Source organism: Corynebacterium vitaeruminis (genome assembly GCF_001054325.1).
Classification (GTDB): Bacteria; Actinomycetota; Actinomycetes; order Mycobacteriales; family Mycobacteriaceae; genus Corynebacterium; species Corynebacterium vitaeruminis_A.
The window spans coordinates 1-15,188 of record NZ_JVVM01000011.1; the positions used below are offsets into that span (position 1 = coordinate 1).

17 protein-coding genes and 1 tRNA gene are annotated in these 15,188 nt (G+C 59.1%); 7 read left to right on the forward strand and 11 right to left on the reverse strand.

Going from position 1 to position 15,188, the window contains the following annotated elements:
• Positions 1-223: 223 nt before the first annotated feature.
• Entirely contained in the window at positions 224-505 is a 282-nt protein-coding gene (locus tag ADA16_RS02935; protein WP_048759047.1) for a DUF3618 domain-containing protein, read from the reverse strand.
• Positions 506-654: 149 nt separating this feature from the next.
• On the opposite strand from ADA16_RS02935, the gene bcp reads away from it, so the two are divergent.
• The 3 genes from bcp (at position 655) to ADA16_RS02950 (ending at position 3,858) form a co-directional block, all read left to right on the forward strand.
• Entirely contained in the window at positions 655-1,182 is a 528-nt protein-coding gene (gene bcp / locus ADA16_RS02940) for a thioredoxin-dependent thiol peroxidase (RefSeq protein ID WP_048759049.1), read from the forward strand.
• 159 nt (positions 1,183-1,341) lie between these two features.
• Positions 1,342-1,917, forward strand: a complete 576-nt coding sequence (locus tag ADA16_RS02945) for a TetR/AcrR family transcriptional regulator (RefSeq protein ID WP_048759052.1) — start codon at positions 1,342-1,344, stop codon at positions 1,915-1,917.
• A gap of 159 nt (positions 1,918-2,076) precedes the next feature.
• Entirely contained in the window at positions 2,077-3,858 is a 1,782-nt protein-coding gene (locus tag ADA16_RS02950) for a neocarzinostatin apoprotein domain-containing protein (protein ID WP_082150637.1), read from the forward strand.
• 101 nt (positions 3,859-3,959) lie between these two features.
• Here the strand turns inward: ADA16_RS02950 and ADA16_RS02955 are convergent, their stop codons facing one another.
• Together ADA16_RS02955 and ADA16_RS02960 are read right to left on the reverse strand one after the other, a co-directional pair.
• Positions 3,960-4,157 carry a hypothetical protein gene (locus ADA16_RS02955; RefSeq protein WP_048759056.1) on the reverse strand — a complete coding sequence of 66 codons (198 nt, stop codon included), beginning with the start codon at positions 4,155-4,157 and terminating at the stop codon, positions 3,960-3,962.
• Between the two features lie 123 nt (positions 4,158-4,280).
• A tRNA-Leu gene (locus ADA16_RS02960) sits at positions 4,281-4,365 on the reverse strand.
• A gap of 206 nt (positions 4,366-4,571) precedes the next feature.
• Between ADA16_RS02960 and ADA16_RS02965 the strand changes: the two genes are divergently transcribed.
• Together ADA16_RS02965 and ADA16_RS02970 are read left to right on the forward strand one after the other, a co-directional pair.
• Positions 4,572-4,967, forward strand: a complete 396-nt coding sequence (locus ADA16_RS02965; RefSeq protein WP_048759059.1) for a hypothetical protein — start codon at positions 4,572-4,574, stop codon at positions 4,965-4,967.
• Positions 4,968-5,000: 33 nt separating this feature from the next.
• Positions 5,001-5,354, forward strand: a complete 354-nt coding sequence (locus ADA16_RS02970) for a DUF3817 domain-containing protein (RefSeq protein WP_048759061.1) — start codon at positions 5,001-5,003, stop codon at positions 5,352-5,354.
• A gap of 34 nt (positions 5,355-5,388) precedes the next feature.
• Here the strand turns inward: ADA16_RS02970 and ADA16_RS02975 are convergent, their stop codons facing one another.
• The 8 genes from ADA16_RS02975 to clpS form a co-directional block, all read right to left on the reverse strand.
• Positions 5,389-6,090: a non-canonical purine NTP pyrophosphatase gene (locus ADA16_RS02975; RefSeq protein ID WP_048759063.1), complete on the reverse strand. Its 702-nt coding sequence runs from the start codon at positions 6,088-6,090 to the stop codon at positions 5,389-5,391.
• On the reverse strand, positions 6,087-6,848 hold the full coding sequence (gene rph / locus ADA16_RS02980; RefSeq protein WP_048759064.1) for a ribonuclease PH: 762 nt from the start codon (positions 6,846-6,848) through the stop codon (positions 6,087-6,089). Before rph ends, ADA16_RS02975 begins: the two co-directional genes overlap by 4 nt.
• Before the next feature lie 68 nt (positions 6,849-6,916).
• Positions 6,917-7,666: an MBL fold metallo-hydrolase gene (locus ADA16_RS02985; protein ID WP_239659318.1), complete on the reverse strand. Its 750-nt coding sequence runs from the start codon at positions 7,664-7,666 to the stop codon at positions 6,917-6,919.
• A 105-nt stretch (positions 7,667-7,771) separates the two neighbouring features.
• Positions 7,772-8,638, reverse strand: a complete 867-nt coding sequence (gene murI / locus ADA16_RS02990) for a glutamate racemase (RefSeq protein ID WP_414629642.1) — start codon at positions 8,636-8,638, stop codon at positions 7,772-7,774.
• 157 nt (positions 8,639-8,795) lie between these two features.
• A complete protein-coding gene (locus ADA16_RS02995; RefSeq protein WP_048759068.1) occupies positions 8,796-9,470 on the reverse strand; it encodes a rhomboid family intramembrane serine protease in 675 nt (224 codons plus the stop codon).
• A gap of 16 nt (positions 9,471-9,486) precedes the next feature.
• Positions 9,487-10,590, reverse strand: a complete 1,104-nt coding sequence (locus ADA16_RS03000) for a P1 family peptidase (protein ID WP_048759070.1) — start codon at positions 10,588-10,590, stop codon at positions 9,487-9,489.
• A 73-nt stretch (positions 10,591-10,663) separates the two neighbouring features.
• Positions 10,664-11,215, reverse strand: coding sequence for a DUF2017 domain-containing protein (locus tag ADA16_RS03005; RefSeq protein ID WP_048759072.1), 552 nt, complete (start codon positions 11,213-11,215; stop codon positions 10,664-10,666).
• A 30-nt stretch (positions 11,216-11,245) separates the two neighbouring features.
• Entirely contained in the window at positions 11,246-11,539 is a 294-nt protein-coding gene (gene clpS / locus ADA16_RS03010) for an ATP-dependent Clp protease adapter ClpS (RefSeq protein ID WP_005511165.1), read from the reverse strand.
• 81 nt (positions 11,540-11,620) lie between these two features.
• Between clpS and ADA16_RS03015 the strand changes: the two genes are divergently transcribed.
• Together ADA16_RS03015 and ADA16_RS03020 are read left to right on the forward strand one after the other, a co-directional pair.
• Positions 11,621-12,931 (forward strand): nicotinate phosphoribosyltransferase, encoded by a 1,311-nt coding sequence (locus ADA16_RS03015; protein ID WP_048759088.1) that lies wholly within the window; start codon positions 11,621-11,623, stop codon positions 12,929-12,931.
• Between the two features lie 11 nt (positions 12,932-12,942).
• The gene (locus tag ADA16_RS03020; RefSeq protein ID WP_048759073.1) at positions 12,943-15,057 is read left to right on the forward strand and encodes an ATP-dependent DNA helicase; all 2,115 of its coding nucleotides are present in this window, start codon (positions 12,943-12,945) and stop codon (positions 15,055-15,057) included.
• The last annotated feature ends 131 nt before the right edge of the window (positions 15,058-15,188 follow it).

Sequence of the window (15,188 nt, forward strand, 5' to 3'; positions counted from 1 at the left end):
CTTATAGCAAAAATGGCCCGAAAAATAGCCTGAAAGTGCTATAAAGTTGGACAGTTTCACATGTGCAGCCCGTATTCACATTTGACGGCCGAATCGGCGCCAACTTGCACTCCGCGTTTAAACCCCGCGTTTGCACCCCGCGTTTGACTCAAACACGGGATAAATACACAAAAACGCACGAGCCCAGGTAACTACCCGAAGCTCGTGCGCTCCTTACAGAAAACTACTTTGCAGCAGCCTCAATCATCTCGCGAATGCGGTCGATTTCCTTGCTGCGATTACGGTTGCGACGAATGCCCATTGCGATGCCGCCAACAACGAGTGCGGCAACGACGCCCAGTGCTGCCTGCACCTTCGGCTCATTCAGAGCATCGAGAACGCGGGTCTTTGCGTCATCCGCAACGTTCTTCGGATTCGTTCGCACGGTTAGCTCATCCAGAGTACGGGCGAGCTGGTTACGGTTACGCTCAATATCGCGCTGGATATCATCAATGCTGCGAGCCACGTAAACTCCCTAAAAGTTGAATATCTAAAGTGATTGTTCGCTTAAAAGACTAACACTTCCACTTCAGCAACGTGGGCGAGCACTGGGAAAAACTCCACGCAATGCTTCAGAGTCGACACGCGCCGCTACAGAGTCGATACGATTAAGCCATGACTACTTCTTCCTCCAGCGAAAAAGAATACGGCCAGAACAACATCCGACTGGAAGCTGGCGACCCTGCCCCAGCGTTTACTCTTCTCAACGACGCCGAGGAGCAGGTCTCACTGTCGGACTACGCGGGCAAACCAGTCCTGATTTACTTTTACCCGCGCGCCAACACCCCAGGCTGCACCACCGAGGCATGCGACTTCCGCGATGAATCCGCTGCCCTGAATGAGGCCTGTATTCCCGTTGTAGGCATTTCTCCGGACAAGCCAGCCAAGCTCGCCAAGTTCCGTGAGGATCACGACTTGAATTTCACCCTTCTGTCCGATCCGGATAAGGAGACCATGACCGCATTCGGCGCATTCGGCGAGAAGAAGAACTACGGCAAGATTGTTCAGGGCGTCATCCGCTCGACTTTCCTGGTCAACGCCGAAGGAGCAATTGAAAAGGCCTGGTACAACGTTCGGGCCAAGGGCCACGTCCAGCGCGTATTGCGTGATTTGGGCGTAGAATCACAGGCTTCCGAAAGCTAGCGGCCGCAAGACCTGCTCCAGCCCCGGCCCCAAACTCTCATCTCGCATCATCCCGATTAGACAGTTTCGTAGTAGTGACTCAATCCCAGGACTCACCAGAGATTCTGCGCCCCCCGCCGTACGCCGGCTCAACAGCGCAGTCGAGAGCGGTACGCACGCATGCTCAGCTCGGCACGCGCGGTTCTCGTCCAACATGGGTTTGAGTCTTTCACTTTCGACGAAGTCGCTCGCCTTGCAGATATCCCCATCGGCACGCTCTACCAATTTTTCGCCAACAAGTATGTGATGATTTGCGAGCTCGACCGTCAGGACACCGAGGCCGTCATCGAGGAAGTCTCACGCTTCGGCGAAACAGTCCCCACCCTGAAATGGCCGCAGTTTCTCTCTGAGTTTATCAATCACCTGGCAAAACTGTGGCGCGAGGACGTTTCTAGAAGAGCCGTATGGCTGGCCGTTCAATCAACGCCCGCCACACGCGCGACTGCAGAAGATACGAAGTCACGCCTGGTCAACGAGATTTCAAAGGTGCTGCGCCCGCTGGTACCGTCGTCAAGCGATGCGGAACTGAACTTCATCGCCGACCTCATGATTAACGCCACGTACGCCCTGCTGAATTATGCGGTGGACCACCCGGGAAGCGATACTGAGCGGGAAGCTCATTACGAGCTGACGGTGCAGGAAATCAAACGCATGACAATCTCTTATCTGATGAGCGTCGCAGAGGCAGCCGACTAACAAAGTGCCGCTACCCCACCTCCACATGGGCATTTATTGCCCTTACCAACACGAAGAGGGTAGGCTTGCCTTAGTTTAAACTTTACTCTGGTCAGCGCGGTGGCGTCCCTGTTTCTGCTGTGCCTGCGCCAGGGATCCCAAACAGAATCAGAGGTTCACATGTCCACGACGCAGGGCGCTTTCCGACGGAGCCTGCTTCCCCGCTCTATTGTTCTAGCTTCGGCAATCGTAGTGAGTACGGGATTCCTCCCCGCGACCCCCGCATCGGCACAGTCGCTACCACCCATTGGACAGTTGGGCGGTTCCCTCCCCGGCATCGGTGGCCTTCTCGGCGGCAGCTCGAATCAGTCTGAGCGTCAGCTCACCGTGACCCCCGCCACTGATCTTTCCGACGACACCACCGTGACCGTCTCGGGAGTCGGCTACCCCGCCAATGCCAGCATTTACCTGGCTCAGACAATCGAGAAGCCAAAGTCGGGCTACCCCTCGACCTATGGCGAAGCGGCCAAGGTCACGGTCGCCGCTGACGGAAGTTTTACCCAGGAACTGAAGGTTTCGACCAGCTTTGACGATGTCGACTGCACCTCTACACAGTGCTACGTAGCCTCCTTTACCGCGTTCCCTAATCTTTCTGACCGCAGCAATGACCAGTGGGTCCCCATCACTTTCAAGTCGGGTGCCACTTCGCAGGCTGCTCAATCGCAGGGAGCCACGGGTGCAGCGCCGAGCGGTAGCCAGAGCACTGGCCAGGCATCCGGCCCGGGCTCGCAGTCCCAGTCGGGCTCTCAGGCCCCGTCTCAGTCACGAGGTAGCGCATCGGTGAGCCTGTCCAAGACCTCGGACTTGAACCCGAGCGGCGACACCATTCGAGTCGAAGGCAAGGGATTCAAGACCTCGGGGCCGGGCATCTATGTTGGGATCGCGCAAAACGATCAGATGGATGTGACCAACGCCGACTCCTTCGGCCCGGATACCCAGTTTGTATCGACCTCTCGCGGCAACTTGAAGTCCGATGGCAGCTTCAGCGTCGATCTGCCGGTCAGCGCCAAGTTTGGCTCGGCAGACTGCATGCAGAACGCTTGCTCGGTCTACACCATTGCTGCTCACGGTTCCTCTGACCGCAGCCAAGACACAGCGACCGCTGTGTCGTTTGCTGGCGGAGCTGCTAAGCAGGACGCTACCCTGCCGTCCGGCGGCGGCTCCGCAGAGTCAGCTGGCAGCGGAAGTTTCAGCGCTGGCAACAGCACGGGATCTAGCGGATCGAGCAACACCATTGCTTCCAACGGTTCCAGCGGCTCCAACGGTTCCAACAGCAGCAGCCCATCGACCGGCACCCCGGCGGTAAGTCTGTCCACCACGGAACTAAACCCGTCGGGTACCACCGCAATTACCGTCTCCGGCACCGGATTCAAGACCAGCGGCAACGGCATCTACGTCGCGGTGGCCGAGAAGAGCAAGTTCTCCACCACCAACGCTGACGCCTTCTCCGCCGCTGAGTTTGTCCGCACCTCCCAGATGACCTCCGACGGCAGCTTCTCTACAACGATCAATGTCGAAGCCGTCACCTCAGCCGCCAACTGCGTCGAAAACGCCTGTGCTCTCTACACCTTTGCTGCTCACGGCTCCTCTGACCGTAGCCAGGACACGGCCACTGACCTCACCGTCGGCGGATCCGCCAAGGAACGCGAAGAAGCTGTGAAGAACGGCGCTTCCAAGACCGGAGAGTCCAAGGCAAACGGCGCTTCCAAGGCATCCGGCAAGGCTTCCGCGAAGTCCAACGCTTCCAGCAATGGGCTCGACGAGGCTGACGTGCAAACTCAGCAGGCCGCTGCCAACTCGCCGCTCCAAACCGCCGCAATCGCCGGAACCGGCGCAATCCTTGGTGCTCTAATCTTCGGTGCCGGCATCCTGGTTGGTCGCCGTAATAAGTCCGTCGATTAGCATCTGCTTCACGACGGCTCCAGCGATCCCCCTCTCTGGGGCGTTAGGTGACCTACGCTGCGAACAGCGCGGTGCGACTGCTGCTAGTCGCTCAGTGCCGATTAGTCACCCAACGCATCCAGAATCGCGGACTCCGCTTCTTCTAAGCGCCGCACCGACTCCTCGAGATCCTGCTGCGACTTGCCGTCCCGCTCTACGCTGCCATCGAAGATGGCGCAGGGATCATCGTTGACCACGGTGTCGTCGGGAACTATGCCACGACGCGCCATGTATTCATCCAGATGCATCGAGATGCTCATGTTGCCTCCCTGCTTTCAATATACGATTAGCGCTATTGTATCGACAGGTCGTTGGCTCCCACGCAGGGCTCCGCATCGCTGAGAAATGAAAAATCCCCCTGACCAGTACGGTCAGAGGGAAAGTGGTGCGCCTGGGGAGACTTGAACTCCCACGCCCGAAGGCACTGGAACCTAAATCCAGCGCGTCTGCCAATTCCGCCACAGGCGCCTGAGTTGAGTCCATGATAGTTCCGTGCAATTCCCGTAAGCATGGCGGGCTACATATTAGCCACCTACAGACGCAACGAACTTTCACAGCTCATTTGGACTGTACACACTTTAACGGGTTTGCCGCAGAATTCCTAATGTCTCAGCTAGTGTCTCATCCATCAAGCGGGCTAGCTTGGCAGGTCACAGTCTAGCTATGGTGGTTATGTGTCCACTTCACAGCATTCCAATACCACTGACAAGCCAGCAAAGATTCCCACCCGCACACGCGTGGTTCAACTAATCTTCTTGGCTCTTGCTGTCGGCGCTACCTTTGCACTTGCCTACTGGCAGCTCAGCAGGTGGAACACAACTAGCTCCTTCCAAAACCTGGGCTACGCACTGCAGTGGCCAGCTTTCGGCTTTTTCTTCATTTGGGCCTACCGCAAGTACATGGAGTACGAACGCGAACGCCTGAGCGGCAATAGCGAAGCTGCATTTGAGGCTAAAGACGATGTCATGACGGAAATCCCAGATGAATTCCTGCCGACCAATCCAGATGGCACACGCAAGGTGCCGCGCGTGGATGAGACACAACCAACTGACTCTGGTACCAACGGCTAGGCGACAACTGCTTAATCGAGAAAAGGACTTTTAGTGACCAACATCAATCCCGATCGTCAAGAGCGCGTAAAGAAGGCCCTGACGTACTTCTCCGTCACCGCCTACTTCACGGGTGTGATGCTGCTCTTGCTGTGTGCCGAGATGATTTACAAGTACCTCATCCTCGACAACTCCGCCGACGCGCCACGGTGGTTCTTCTATACCGCCCAAATTCACGGATTCGGCTACATGGCATTCCTGATTGCCACCGTAAACCTGGGCACCAAGGCCCGCTGGGAACCATCAAAGTGGATTATTACCGCGCTCGGTGGTGTGGTCCCGTTCCTCTCCTTCTTCGTCGAGAAGAAGCGCCGTGAGGAAGTCGAGACCGCTTTCCAGCTGAAGTAGCGGGCTCTCGGCAGCCCGGGGGCTTACCCCAGGGCTACCCCTTAGCCTCAACCTCAGCCAGAATTTTCAGCGCCGGAGTCAAGGCACGCAGTGCACGCCCCCTGTGGCTAAAAGCGTCCTTGTCTTCGGCGCTCATTTGTGCCGCAGACAAAGTACCTTCCGCGTCGTTGCCCTCCCCCACTGCAGGCGCAAACACCGGATCGTAACCGAACCCATTGTCCCCAACGGGCTCGCGCAAAATAGAGCCAGGCCAGCGACCCTCCACAACCAGCAACAGGTTACCGGCCTCATCGACGACGGCCGGGAAACCGCCGTCGGCAAGCTCAGACGGCACCTCGCTGACGCCGGGGACAACCAACGCGCAGGCGGTGCGGAAGGACGCCGTACGACGCTCATCCGGGCAGTCCCCCATCTGGGCGAGCAGGAGCTCGTAGTTAGCGACATCATCGCCGTGAGTGCCGGACCAACGCGCCGAGAGAACACCCGGCATGCCGTTTAGCTCATCGACGCTGAGCCCCGAATCGTCGGCCAAGCAGACGTAGCCGGTGTGAGTCGCGCCATCGAAAGCCTTGATGTAGGCGTTGTCCGCAAACGTGCGACCCGTTTCCGGGCGCTCTGGGTACTCCGGGACGTCGCTAAGCGAAAGAAGTTCCACCGAGTCAATCCCCGCAGCGCGCAGAATGCGGTCGAGCTCGACTAGTTTTTTGGAGTTTCGGGTAGCGACGAGGAGTTTCACGGCAGCTCACCCGGGTACGGAGCGCGCAGAACTTCTTGCTGCAGGGCGACGAGCTCGCGCAGACCCTTTTCAGCCGAGTCGAGCATGTCGTTCAGCTGATCGCGGTCGAAGGTGCCTTCCTCGCCAGTACCCTGGATTTCGACGAACTTGCCCTCTGCGGTCATCACCACGTTGAGGTCGACCTCAGCGCGGGAGTCCTCCTCGTAAGGCAGGTCCAGGCAGACGCGGCCGTCGATAATGCCGACCGAAACAGCTGCAACCGGCGCCTTCAGCGGGGTGCCTGGAACAGCGCCCGCTGCATGCAGGTAGGTCAGGGCATCAGCCAGCGCAACGTACGCACCGGTGATGGAAGCGGTTCGGGTACCACCATCTGCCTGCAGGACATCACAGTCGATGTTGATGGTGTTCTCGCCGAGTTCCTTCAAGTCGATAGCTGCGCGCAGGGAGCGGCCAATCAGACGGGAAATCTCGTGAGTGCGGCCCTTGACCTTACCGCGCATCGACTCGCGCGGCATGCGCTCGTGCGTGGCTGCCGGCAGCATGGAGTACTCAGCAGTCAGCCAGCCCTCGCCGGAGTCACGCTTGAATCGCGGCACGGACTGCTCCACGGAAGCGGTGCACATCACGCGCGTGTTGCCGAAGGTCACCAGCACAGAACCGGCCGGATTGTCGGTGAAGCCACGAGTAATGGTCACCTTGCGCATTTCATCAACCGCGCGTCCATCGGCACGGCGAAAATCAGAATTAGCTGTAGTCATGCCAACTACCCTACCGCCCGGCGCGGAAGTTGCGCGACAGCCGTGCGACAAGACCAGGATTGGTGAGACTAGCCGCCTAGCTCCATACCCAAGTAAGCCAATTCAACGTCACCGGCAAAGGTAGTCTTTGCTGCACGCAGTGCCTCTTCACCATCGGCGTACGGCGGAATATGAGTCAGCACCAGCTTCTTAACTCCCGCCAGCGTCGCTGCCCTTCCGGCCTCGTAGCCCGTCAGGTGCATGTCCGGCGGCGTGCCCTCTTCGTTGCTACACCAGGTGGCTTCACAGATGAAGATATCCGCATCCCGCGCCAGCTCCACCAACTCATCGGTCCACGCGGTATCTCCCGAGTACGCAATAGTCAGACCGTCCGCTTCAATGCGATAGCCGACAGCTGGCACCGGGTGGATCATGTTGTACGGCGTGACGACAGCACCTCCGTCCGCTTCTCCCCCACCGGCAAACAGGGGCTCGCCGGGGGTGCTGACGACCTGGTCAAAGGTATCTTCCAGGTTCGCATCCTCTTCGCTTCCCAGTGCTTCGCACATAACCGCAATGCGGCTGTGGATGTCTCCGGGGCCGACAAGGAGGTTCCGAGAACGCGCTGGGGCCGTCGGATGAAAACGGCGCCAAACGAGCAGCCCTGGGATGTCTGCAGTGTGGTCTGGGTGCACATGGGTCAGGAACAAATCGCAAGCTGCGGGATCAGTAATTTTCTGCAATTCCGCGAGGACGCCGGGGCCCAAATCGATGACAAAGGTTCGACCGTTATCCAGCTCAATGAAGTAGCCAGATGCTGGCGCCGATGGACCACCCATGCTGCCCGTACATCCCAGAACCTTCAATCGCATACTTCAAGCTTGCCATGTAATTGGCCAAAGCAGAGCAAAAACCAGTAGAGTGCCTGGGTTTAATAAGAAAGGTCACATTTGTGAATGCATAGTGACCTGGCTAATACCAGGCCCAAGGAAGCGCTTTGCCAATGTTGCAAAAACTTGGGGATCGCCAGTGGATTCGAATGTGCGCACAGGGTTCGGATTGCTCTCCGGGTCGGCGAGCATGTCCGTCTTTGTCAGAATGCGCAGGACATCCTTCGATGTTTCTTCCGCCGATGACACCAGGGCGACGTCCTCTCCCATCGCCAGCTGAATCACACCGGACAGCAGCGGATAGTGCGTGCAGCCCAGTACGAGGGTGTCCACGCCGTCGGCTTGCAGCGGTGCGAGGTAGCCCTCTGCAAGCCCCAGAATCTGGCGACCTGAGGTAATGCCGCGCTCGACGAAGTCAACGAACCGCGGGCAGTCAACCGCCGAGACTTCCACACCGGGCACTGCATCAAAGAGATCTTGGTAGGCACGGGAACGAATCGTAGCGGCAGTACCAATCACACCGACTTTTCCGTTCCTGGTGGTCGAGACCGCACGGCGCACAGCAGGCAAGATAACCTCAACAACCGGGACCGGATAGCGCTCGCGGGCATCACGCAAAAATGCGGCCGAAGCGGTATTGCAAGCAATGACAATCATTTTGCAGCCACGTGCGACCAAATCATCGGCAATCGCTTCAGCGTGCTGACGCACCTCGGCAATCCGCAGTGGACCGTAAGGGCCGTTGGCCGTATCGCCGATGTACATAATCGATTCGTGCGGCAGCTGGTCCATGATGGCACGCGCCACGGTCAGGCCACCGACGCCGGAGTCAAAGATGCCAATCGGCGCAGTCCGGTCGGGGAAGCCGCTATCCTGTGTCGGCAACTTGTCGACAGTCTGAGTTTCCGCTTCTGCTCCCACCGCTATCTGGACTCCTTTTATCGCATATAGAACTGTTTACCGAGTACCGATGTTCCGGCAAACACCGAAACTCCTATTCTAGGCCGAACCCGTGAGGACTTGGGTGCTGCACAGTAATAGCGGCATTCGCGACGCGCGGCATTCGCGCCTCCCACTCTTAGCGACGTACACGACCGCGCTTAAACATCACCGCAGCCCAAATGCCTGCAAGCCCACCGAAGAGGTGCATCTGCCAACTGACAGCCATCTGTGTGGGCAGCACTCCCCAGATAAGACCCGAGTACATCGAGGCCAGAATCACGCCCAAAATAATCTGCATCACACGCCGGTTAACAAAACCGCGTACGACCAAGAACGCCAGCCAACCGTAAATCAGACCTGACGCGCCGATATGGACAGTATTCACACCGCCGACCAGCCATGTCAGACCGCCGCCGACTACCGTAATCAGAAGCGTTACCTGCCAAAATAGTCGCTTCGACGACATTGCAATCAGACCGGCGAACAACGCCCCAGGCAGAGAGTTCGCCATAATGTGCCCGTAATCTGCATGCAGCAGCGGTGCGGTAAAGATTCCCCACACAGTCGAGGTTTCGCGCGGGCGCACACCGAAGTTATTCAGTGCGCCACCGAAGGCGAATTCGTTGATAAGAAAGACGGTCCAGATAAGTACCAGGTACCCAATAGCCGTACTGATGGCCGCCCCGAGCCCGCCATCACGATCTTGAGGAACAACCTGATTATTCCGCCGCCTCTGCACGGGACCGCCCGTCGGATACTGCGCATAGTTCTGGTAATTCTGCTGTTGTGCCGAGCCCCATTGCGGATTCATTGGCGCACTTCCCTCACTACTTGTCCAGCATCTCTGACAGCGCGGCTACTCCCGCGCGTCCAGTTGCACTCATTACGGCATCGACAATAGCCATCTGCACCGCATCCGCCGCCATCGCAGCCAGCAGTGCCACTACGTCCGAGCCCACCGGTTCGACGTGTTCGCTATCCTCCGCCTCGGCCGTGCTGAGCGCAAACAGCGTGTCACCGTCCATTGGCGCATGAGCCGGCCGGACCGCTCGTGCCAGCCCATCATGACCGCACATCGCCAACCGCTTCAACTGCGCAGTTGTCACCGGCGCATTGGTTATCAACGAGCCAATCGTTGTGTTTCGCGTGCTTGCCGACGATTCCCCATCGTCAGCCACATCTGCGAGAATCTTGGTTCTACCGACGAAAACCTGGTCCAGCCGTGCCAACGCGTCCTTACTGGCACCGGCAGCCGCAGGCATTCCGTACAGGCGGCCCTCCGGGTCAATGACCGCACCAAAGGAGTTGACCACCATTGCGGCAGCCACGAAGTACTTACCATCGGCGGAGTTCACCCGAGCTTGTCCAAAACCACCCTTAATTGCCCCGGCCATAGCGCCAACACCAGCCCCTACTGTGCCGGAGGGGGTGTCCTCCGGGACGTCGTCAAGCGCGTGCGACAACGCTTCGCACCCGAGTTCAGCGGTGGGGAGCGTCGCCTCGCCTAACAGCAGATCGAAGATGACGGCGCCGGGAACGATGGGCACGAGGACGTCCGGGCGAGTTGGCGTGACCTCAAAGCCAATGCCTCGATTGCGCAGCTCACGCATAACTCCGTCGGCAGCTGCAAGACCAAATGCGGAGCCACCAGCTAAAACGATGGCATGGGCGCGTTCGACCGTGTTTTCCGGTGCGAGCAGGTCGGTTTCGCGGGTACCGGGGCCGCCGCCGCGGACGTCGACTGCGCCGACGGCACCGCGTGGAGCAGCGATGACCGTAACTCCAGTATCGCCTTCGGCGGCGTGGCCGATAGAGATGCCGTCGATGGAGCTGAGGCTGCCTGTGCCGATGTCGATGCTTGTGCCCAGCGCAGCGCTGCTTGCTTGGTGTCGAATGTCGGCGGGGTTGATTGCGAAAATTTCAGAATTCATTGCCGACCACGGCACCTTTCACCACAGTTCTTCGCAGCTGCTCACTGCATCTTTTGGGTTTTACTCGGAGTCGCTACTCACCCATGAGCTGATCCAGCAGTGACTCCTGGTTGTAGGACAGCCACTGGTACATCGCATCTGTCTGCTCAATCTGCTCGATAGAGCCGTTGAGATTTTCCATGGAAACATGCAGGTAGATGCGAAGGTCATTAATTCCTGCTACCCAGGCGTGGGCATCGCTTTCCGAAATAGATACCTGCCCCGACTCGGCGGGCTCCAGGGCGTCGATAATCGCGCGCAGAGAGTGGAGCTTGCTTTCTACAATCTCCGACTCATGCAGTTGGCGCATGAGGGCGTTTTCCCCCTCCACGCTTTCCTCTCCTGGCTTGGCGAAATCCGGCAACAGGCGCGCAAGCTTCGGATCGGACGGGGCTTCGGAGTGACCGACGGGCATTCCCGTCATCTCAGCGAGCTCATCCTTCGGCGCCGACCGGGCTCGCTCCATCAGCGAGTCCGCCACAGTAGCAGCCAGATTCAGCAGCAAATCCCGCTCCGTGCCTTCAAAAGCCGTGACGTACTTGACGCCACCGCCGAGAAGGGATCGCTTGCGCTTCCAAGGACGCATATAATTTCTCTCCCGCTGTTAAATATCGGCTTAGTCAGCCTGCTCCATTGTTGCCCACAATCCTGCCTTGTGGAGCTTCTTCACATCGGCTTCTACCTTGTCACGCTCGCCGGAAGACACAATTGCCTTGCCCTCGGTGTGAACCGTCATCATCAGCGCGTGCGCCTTCTTTCGGTCCATGCCGAAGAGCATCTGGAATACGTAGGTGACATAACTCATCGAATTAACCTGGTCATCCCACACAATGCACTGCCAGGGTCGGTTCGATTCCGTCACGACATCGGCATCCATAGTGGGCATCGGTGTTGCTGCTGGCATGCTCATAGCCACCAGGATAGTACGGAGTGACGCGCGCTCGCCGGAACCGACTGCCTCAGCCAGCTTCGGCCGACTAGACTATTGACCGTGATTGATAAGCATTCCTCCACCGCCCTTCTCACCGATAAGTACGAGCTGACGATGCTGCAGGCATCGCTTGCAGACGGATCCGGCGAGCGCCAGGTCGCCTTCGAGGTGTTCGGCCGCCGCCTACCGAATGAGCGCCGCTATGGCGTTGTCGCTGGTACAGCACGTGTGTTGGATGCTATCCGCAACTTCCGCTTCACCGAGGAACAGCTGGCTTCGCTGGACTTCCTCGATGACCGGACGCTGGATTACCTGCGTAACTATTCCTTTAGTGGCCAGGTCGACGGCTACCGCGAGGGAGAGCTCTACTTCCCCGCCTCACCCATTTTGACTGTTCGGGGCACTTTCGCTGAGTGCGTCATTTTGGAGACTGTTATTCTCTCCATCCTCAATGCGGACTCCGCCATCGCATCGGCGGCAACCCGCATGGTCACCGCTGCTGGTGGTCGTCCGATTATTGAAATGGGTTCCCGCCGCACTCATGAAGAGGCCGCCGTAACTGCTGCCCGCGCCGCCTACCTGGCAGGTTTTAGCGCCACCTCCAACTTGGAGGCAGCGGCACGGTACAACATCCCGGCCTCTGGTACCGCTGCGCACGCGTGGACACTGCTGCACACCAACCCAGATGGCACAACGAACGAGGCAGCAGCCTTCAAGGCTCAGATTGACACGCTGGGGACGGACACCACTTTGCTGGTGGATACCTACGACATCACCGAAGGCGTCAATACTGCCATTGAGGTCGCAGGCCCGGAACTCGGCGGTGTGCGCATTGACTCTGGCGACCTGGGTGTTCTCGCTCGCCAGGTGCGCCAGCAGTTGGACTCGCTGGGCGCTCACAACACAAACATCGTGGTGTCCTCTGACCTCGACGAGTTCGCCATCGCGGCGCTGCGGGCAGAGCCGGTTGATGCCTACGGCGTGGGTACCTCTGTAGTCACTGGCTCCGGTGCACCAACTGCGGGGCTGGTCTACAAGATGGTCGAAGTTGATGGGGTGCCCGTCGCCAAGCGTTCGTTGGACAAGCGGAGCCACGGTGGCGTGAAGGCAGCGATTCGTACCTGCCGCCGTTCCGGTACCGCTGTGGAGGAAATCGCCTTCCCGCTCGGCTCTGAGATTCCAGATGTGGGCAACCTGCAGTACCGCGATCTGACTATTCCGATGATGCGCGATGGCGAAGTCGTCGATGGTTTGCCGACGCTGGAGGAGTCCCGCGACCACCTTGTTAAGGCTCTGGTCAGCCTCCCGTGGGAGGGGCTCGCACTTTCCCGTGACGAGCCGGTGCTGTCCGTCCGTTTCCACGGCGTCTAGGCGGCGGGACTGTGTCGGATACTCCCGAGCACGCAGATCTTGCGGACCTCTCGGACGACTTTGATGACGTTGATGGGGCAGATGAGCTAGACGACCAGGTTCCACCGAGCGCCAGCGTCCATGACTCCGACAGCATCGAATCGCTTCTCGATGCGGCAGTCGAGGGACTCGGCGGAACGACGCGGCCCAATCAGGTCAAGATGTCCCGCGCGGTTGCCTCAGCCTTTGCACGCGAGCGGCACCTGGCGGTGCAAGCCGGTACCGGTACGGGTAAGTCGCTGGCCTACCTAGTACCCGCCATTGTGCAGGCAATGGAGTCCGACGAGTCCGTAATCGTTTCCACAGCGACTATTGCGCTGCAGCGTCAGCTGGTCGAACGTGACTTGCCGAGGCTGGTCAGTTCACTAGAGCCACACTTGTCCCGCACGCCGACCTTCGCAATCCTCAAAGGACGCTCGAACTACCTGTGCAAGTCCAAGGTCGGAAATGTCATCAAAGATCCCGTCGTGGACGGTGACGCATCCGAGCAGGCCAGTATGGGTGCCCCAACTGCTCTACTCAGCGAAGCACAGCTAAGCCGAACCGCTGCCGAGGTCATGCGGCTACGCGAGTGGGCCAATGACACCGACACCGGCGACCGCGACAGCCTGGACAAGGGCGTTTCCAACGAAGCTTGGCGGCAGGTCTCCGTCACGGCCCGCGAATGCGTCGGCGCCATTTCCTGCCCATTCGGCGAGGAGTGTTTCGCCGAACAAGCACGTCGCGAAGCCTCCAACGTCGACATCGTGGTCACCAATCACGCACTACTCGCCATCGATGCGCTCTCCGACGCCATGATTCTGCCGCAGCACGACTGCGTCGTCATCGACGAGGCCCACGAGCTCGATGGCCGCATCACTTCTGTCGCCACCGACGAGCTCTCCCCTGCAGGTATCACCATGATGGCTCGCCGTGCCCGCAAGTTCGGCGCCACAGAGCAGGTCGATGATGTCATCGATGCCACGGATTTACTCGGCGAGACCGTCGCATTGCTTTCCGATGCCTACAGCGGCGCACTCGAAGAAATTCCAGGTGAGCTCGGAGCGGCGCTAGCTTCGCTCCGCGATAGCCTGTGGCACTTGCAGACCACGCTGGGTACCTCTAGCTCAGGCGGCTCTGGCGGGTCGGGCGGGTCGGGCTCCGGGGGTTCGGGTTCCGACTCTGACAGCACGGAGCGCCAGACCGTGCGCGCAGCCGTGGAGAATATGCACGATACTGTCGTCCGGATTCTCGAGTTCAGCAGCGACGATGTCGTATGGCTTGGCGAGAACAAGACAGTTTATGTCGCTCCCTTGTCCATCGCAGCACTGCTTCGCGAACGCCTCTTCGGCGAATCCACCGTCGTCTTGACTTCAGCAACGCTGGCTCTTGGTGGCAAGTTCGATGCCATGGCCGCGGCCTGGGGGCTTCCCTCCGGAGGGTGGGATGGCTTGGACGTCGGCACACCCTTTGACCCCAAGAAATCCGGCATCCTCTACGTCGCACGCGACCTGCCGCGTCCCGGACGCGACGGTGCCACTCCGCAGCAGTTCGACATCATGGAGCGCCTTATCCGCGCCGCTGGCGGACGCACACTGGGGCTATTTTCCTCTCGCCGAGGCGCCGAAGCAGCGGCGGAGGAAATGCGCAAACGCCTGCCTTACGACGTCCTGTGCCAGGGCGATGACTCTATCGGTGCCCTGGTCGATCGCTTCGCCGCTAACCCGCAGACGTGTTTGTTTGGCACGTTGACGCTGTGGCAGGGTGTCGATGTTCCCGGGCCTTCGCTGTCCTGTGTCATCATCGACCGTATTCCATTCCCCCGCCCCGATGACCCGCTGCTATCCGCGCGCTCCGATGCCGCTAACGCTGCTGGTAGAAACGGATTTATGGAGGTCTCGGCGACCCATGCTGCGCTGCTAATGGCACAGGGCTCCGGTCGCCTGCTGCGACAGGTTGATGACCGCGGTGTCGTGGCCGTGCTGGATTCTCGCTTGGCCACGGCGCGTTATGGTTCCTGGATTGCGGCTTCGATGCCTGACTTTTGGCGTACGACTGACCTCAATGTCGCTGCTGGTGCGCTGACTAGGCTGACGCGGGACAGCTAGCTAGGTAGTCATTTCACATAAGAAATGACATTTTTCCCAAAATCTGCACGAACTGTCAGCACACCTACTACTGTGATGTGAAACACAACGAAGCTAACACGGTGATCCTTGTTCAAGGAATTCATCTGAAG

What these genes read in the sequence shown, in the direction of transcription:
- ADA16_RS02955 (WP_048759056.1), bottom strand. Translation starts at nt 4,157, where the DNA reads ATGAGCATCTCGATGCATCTGGATGAATACATGGCGCGTCGTGGCATA.
- ADA16_RS02995 (WP_048759068.1), bottom strand. Translation starts at nt 9,470, where the DNA reads ATGAATCCGCAATGGGGCTCGGCACAACAGCAGAATTACCAGAACTAT.
- ADA16_RS03000 (WP_048759070.1), bottom strand. Translation starts at nt 10,590, where the DNA reads ATGAATTCTGAAATTTTCGCAATCAACCCCGCCGACATTCGACACCAA.
- bcp (WP_048759049.1), top strand. Translation starts at nt 655, where the DNA reads ATGACTACTTCTTCCTCCAGCGAAAAAGAATACGGCCAGAACAACATC.
- clpS (WP_005511165.1), bottom strand. Translation starts at nt 11,539, where the DNA reads ATGAGCATGCCAGCAGCAACACCGATGCCCACTATGGATGCCGATGTC.
- ADA16_RS03005 (WP_048759072.1), bottom strand. Translation starts at nt 11,215, where the DNA reads ATGCGTCCTTGGAAGCGCAAGCGATCCCTTCTCGGCGGTGGCGTCAAG.
- rph (WP_048759064.1), bottom strand. Translation starts at nt 6,848, where the DNA reads ATGACTACAGCTAATTCTGATTTTCGCCGTGCCGATGGACGCGCGGTT.
- ADA16_RS02985 (WP_239659318.1), bottom strand. Translation starts at nt 7,666, where the DNA reads ATGGGTGGTCCATCGGCGCCAGCATCTGGCTACTTCATTGAGCTGGAT.
- ADA16_RS02950 (WP_082150637.1), top strand. Translation starts at nt 2,077, where the DNA reads ATGTCCACGACGCAGGGCGCTTTCCGACGGAGCCTGCTTCCCCGCTCT.
- ADA16_RS02945 (WP_048759052.1), top strand. Translation starts at nt 1,342, where the DNA reads ATGCTCAGCTCGGCACGCGCGGTTCTCGTCCAACATGGGTTTGAGTCT.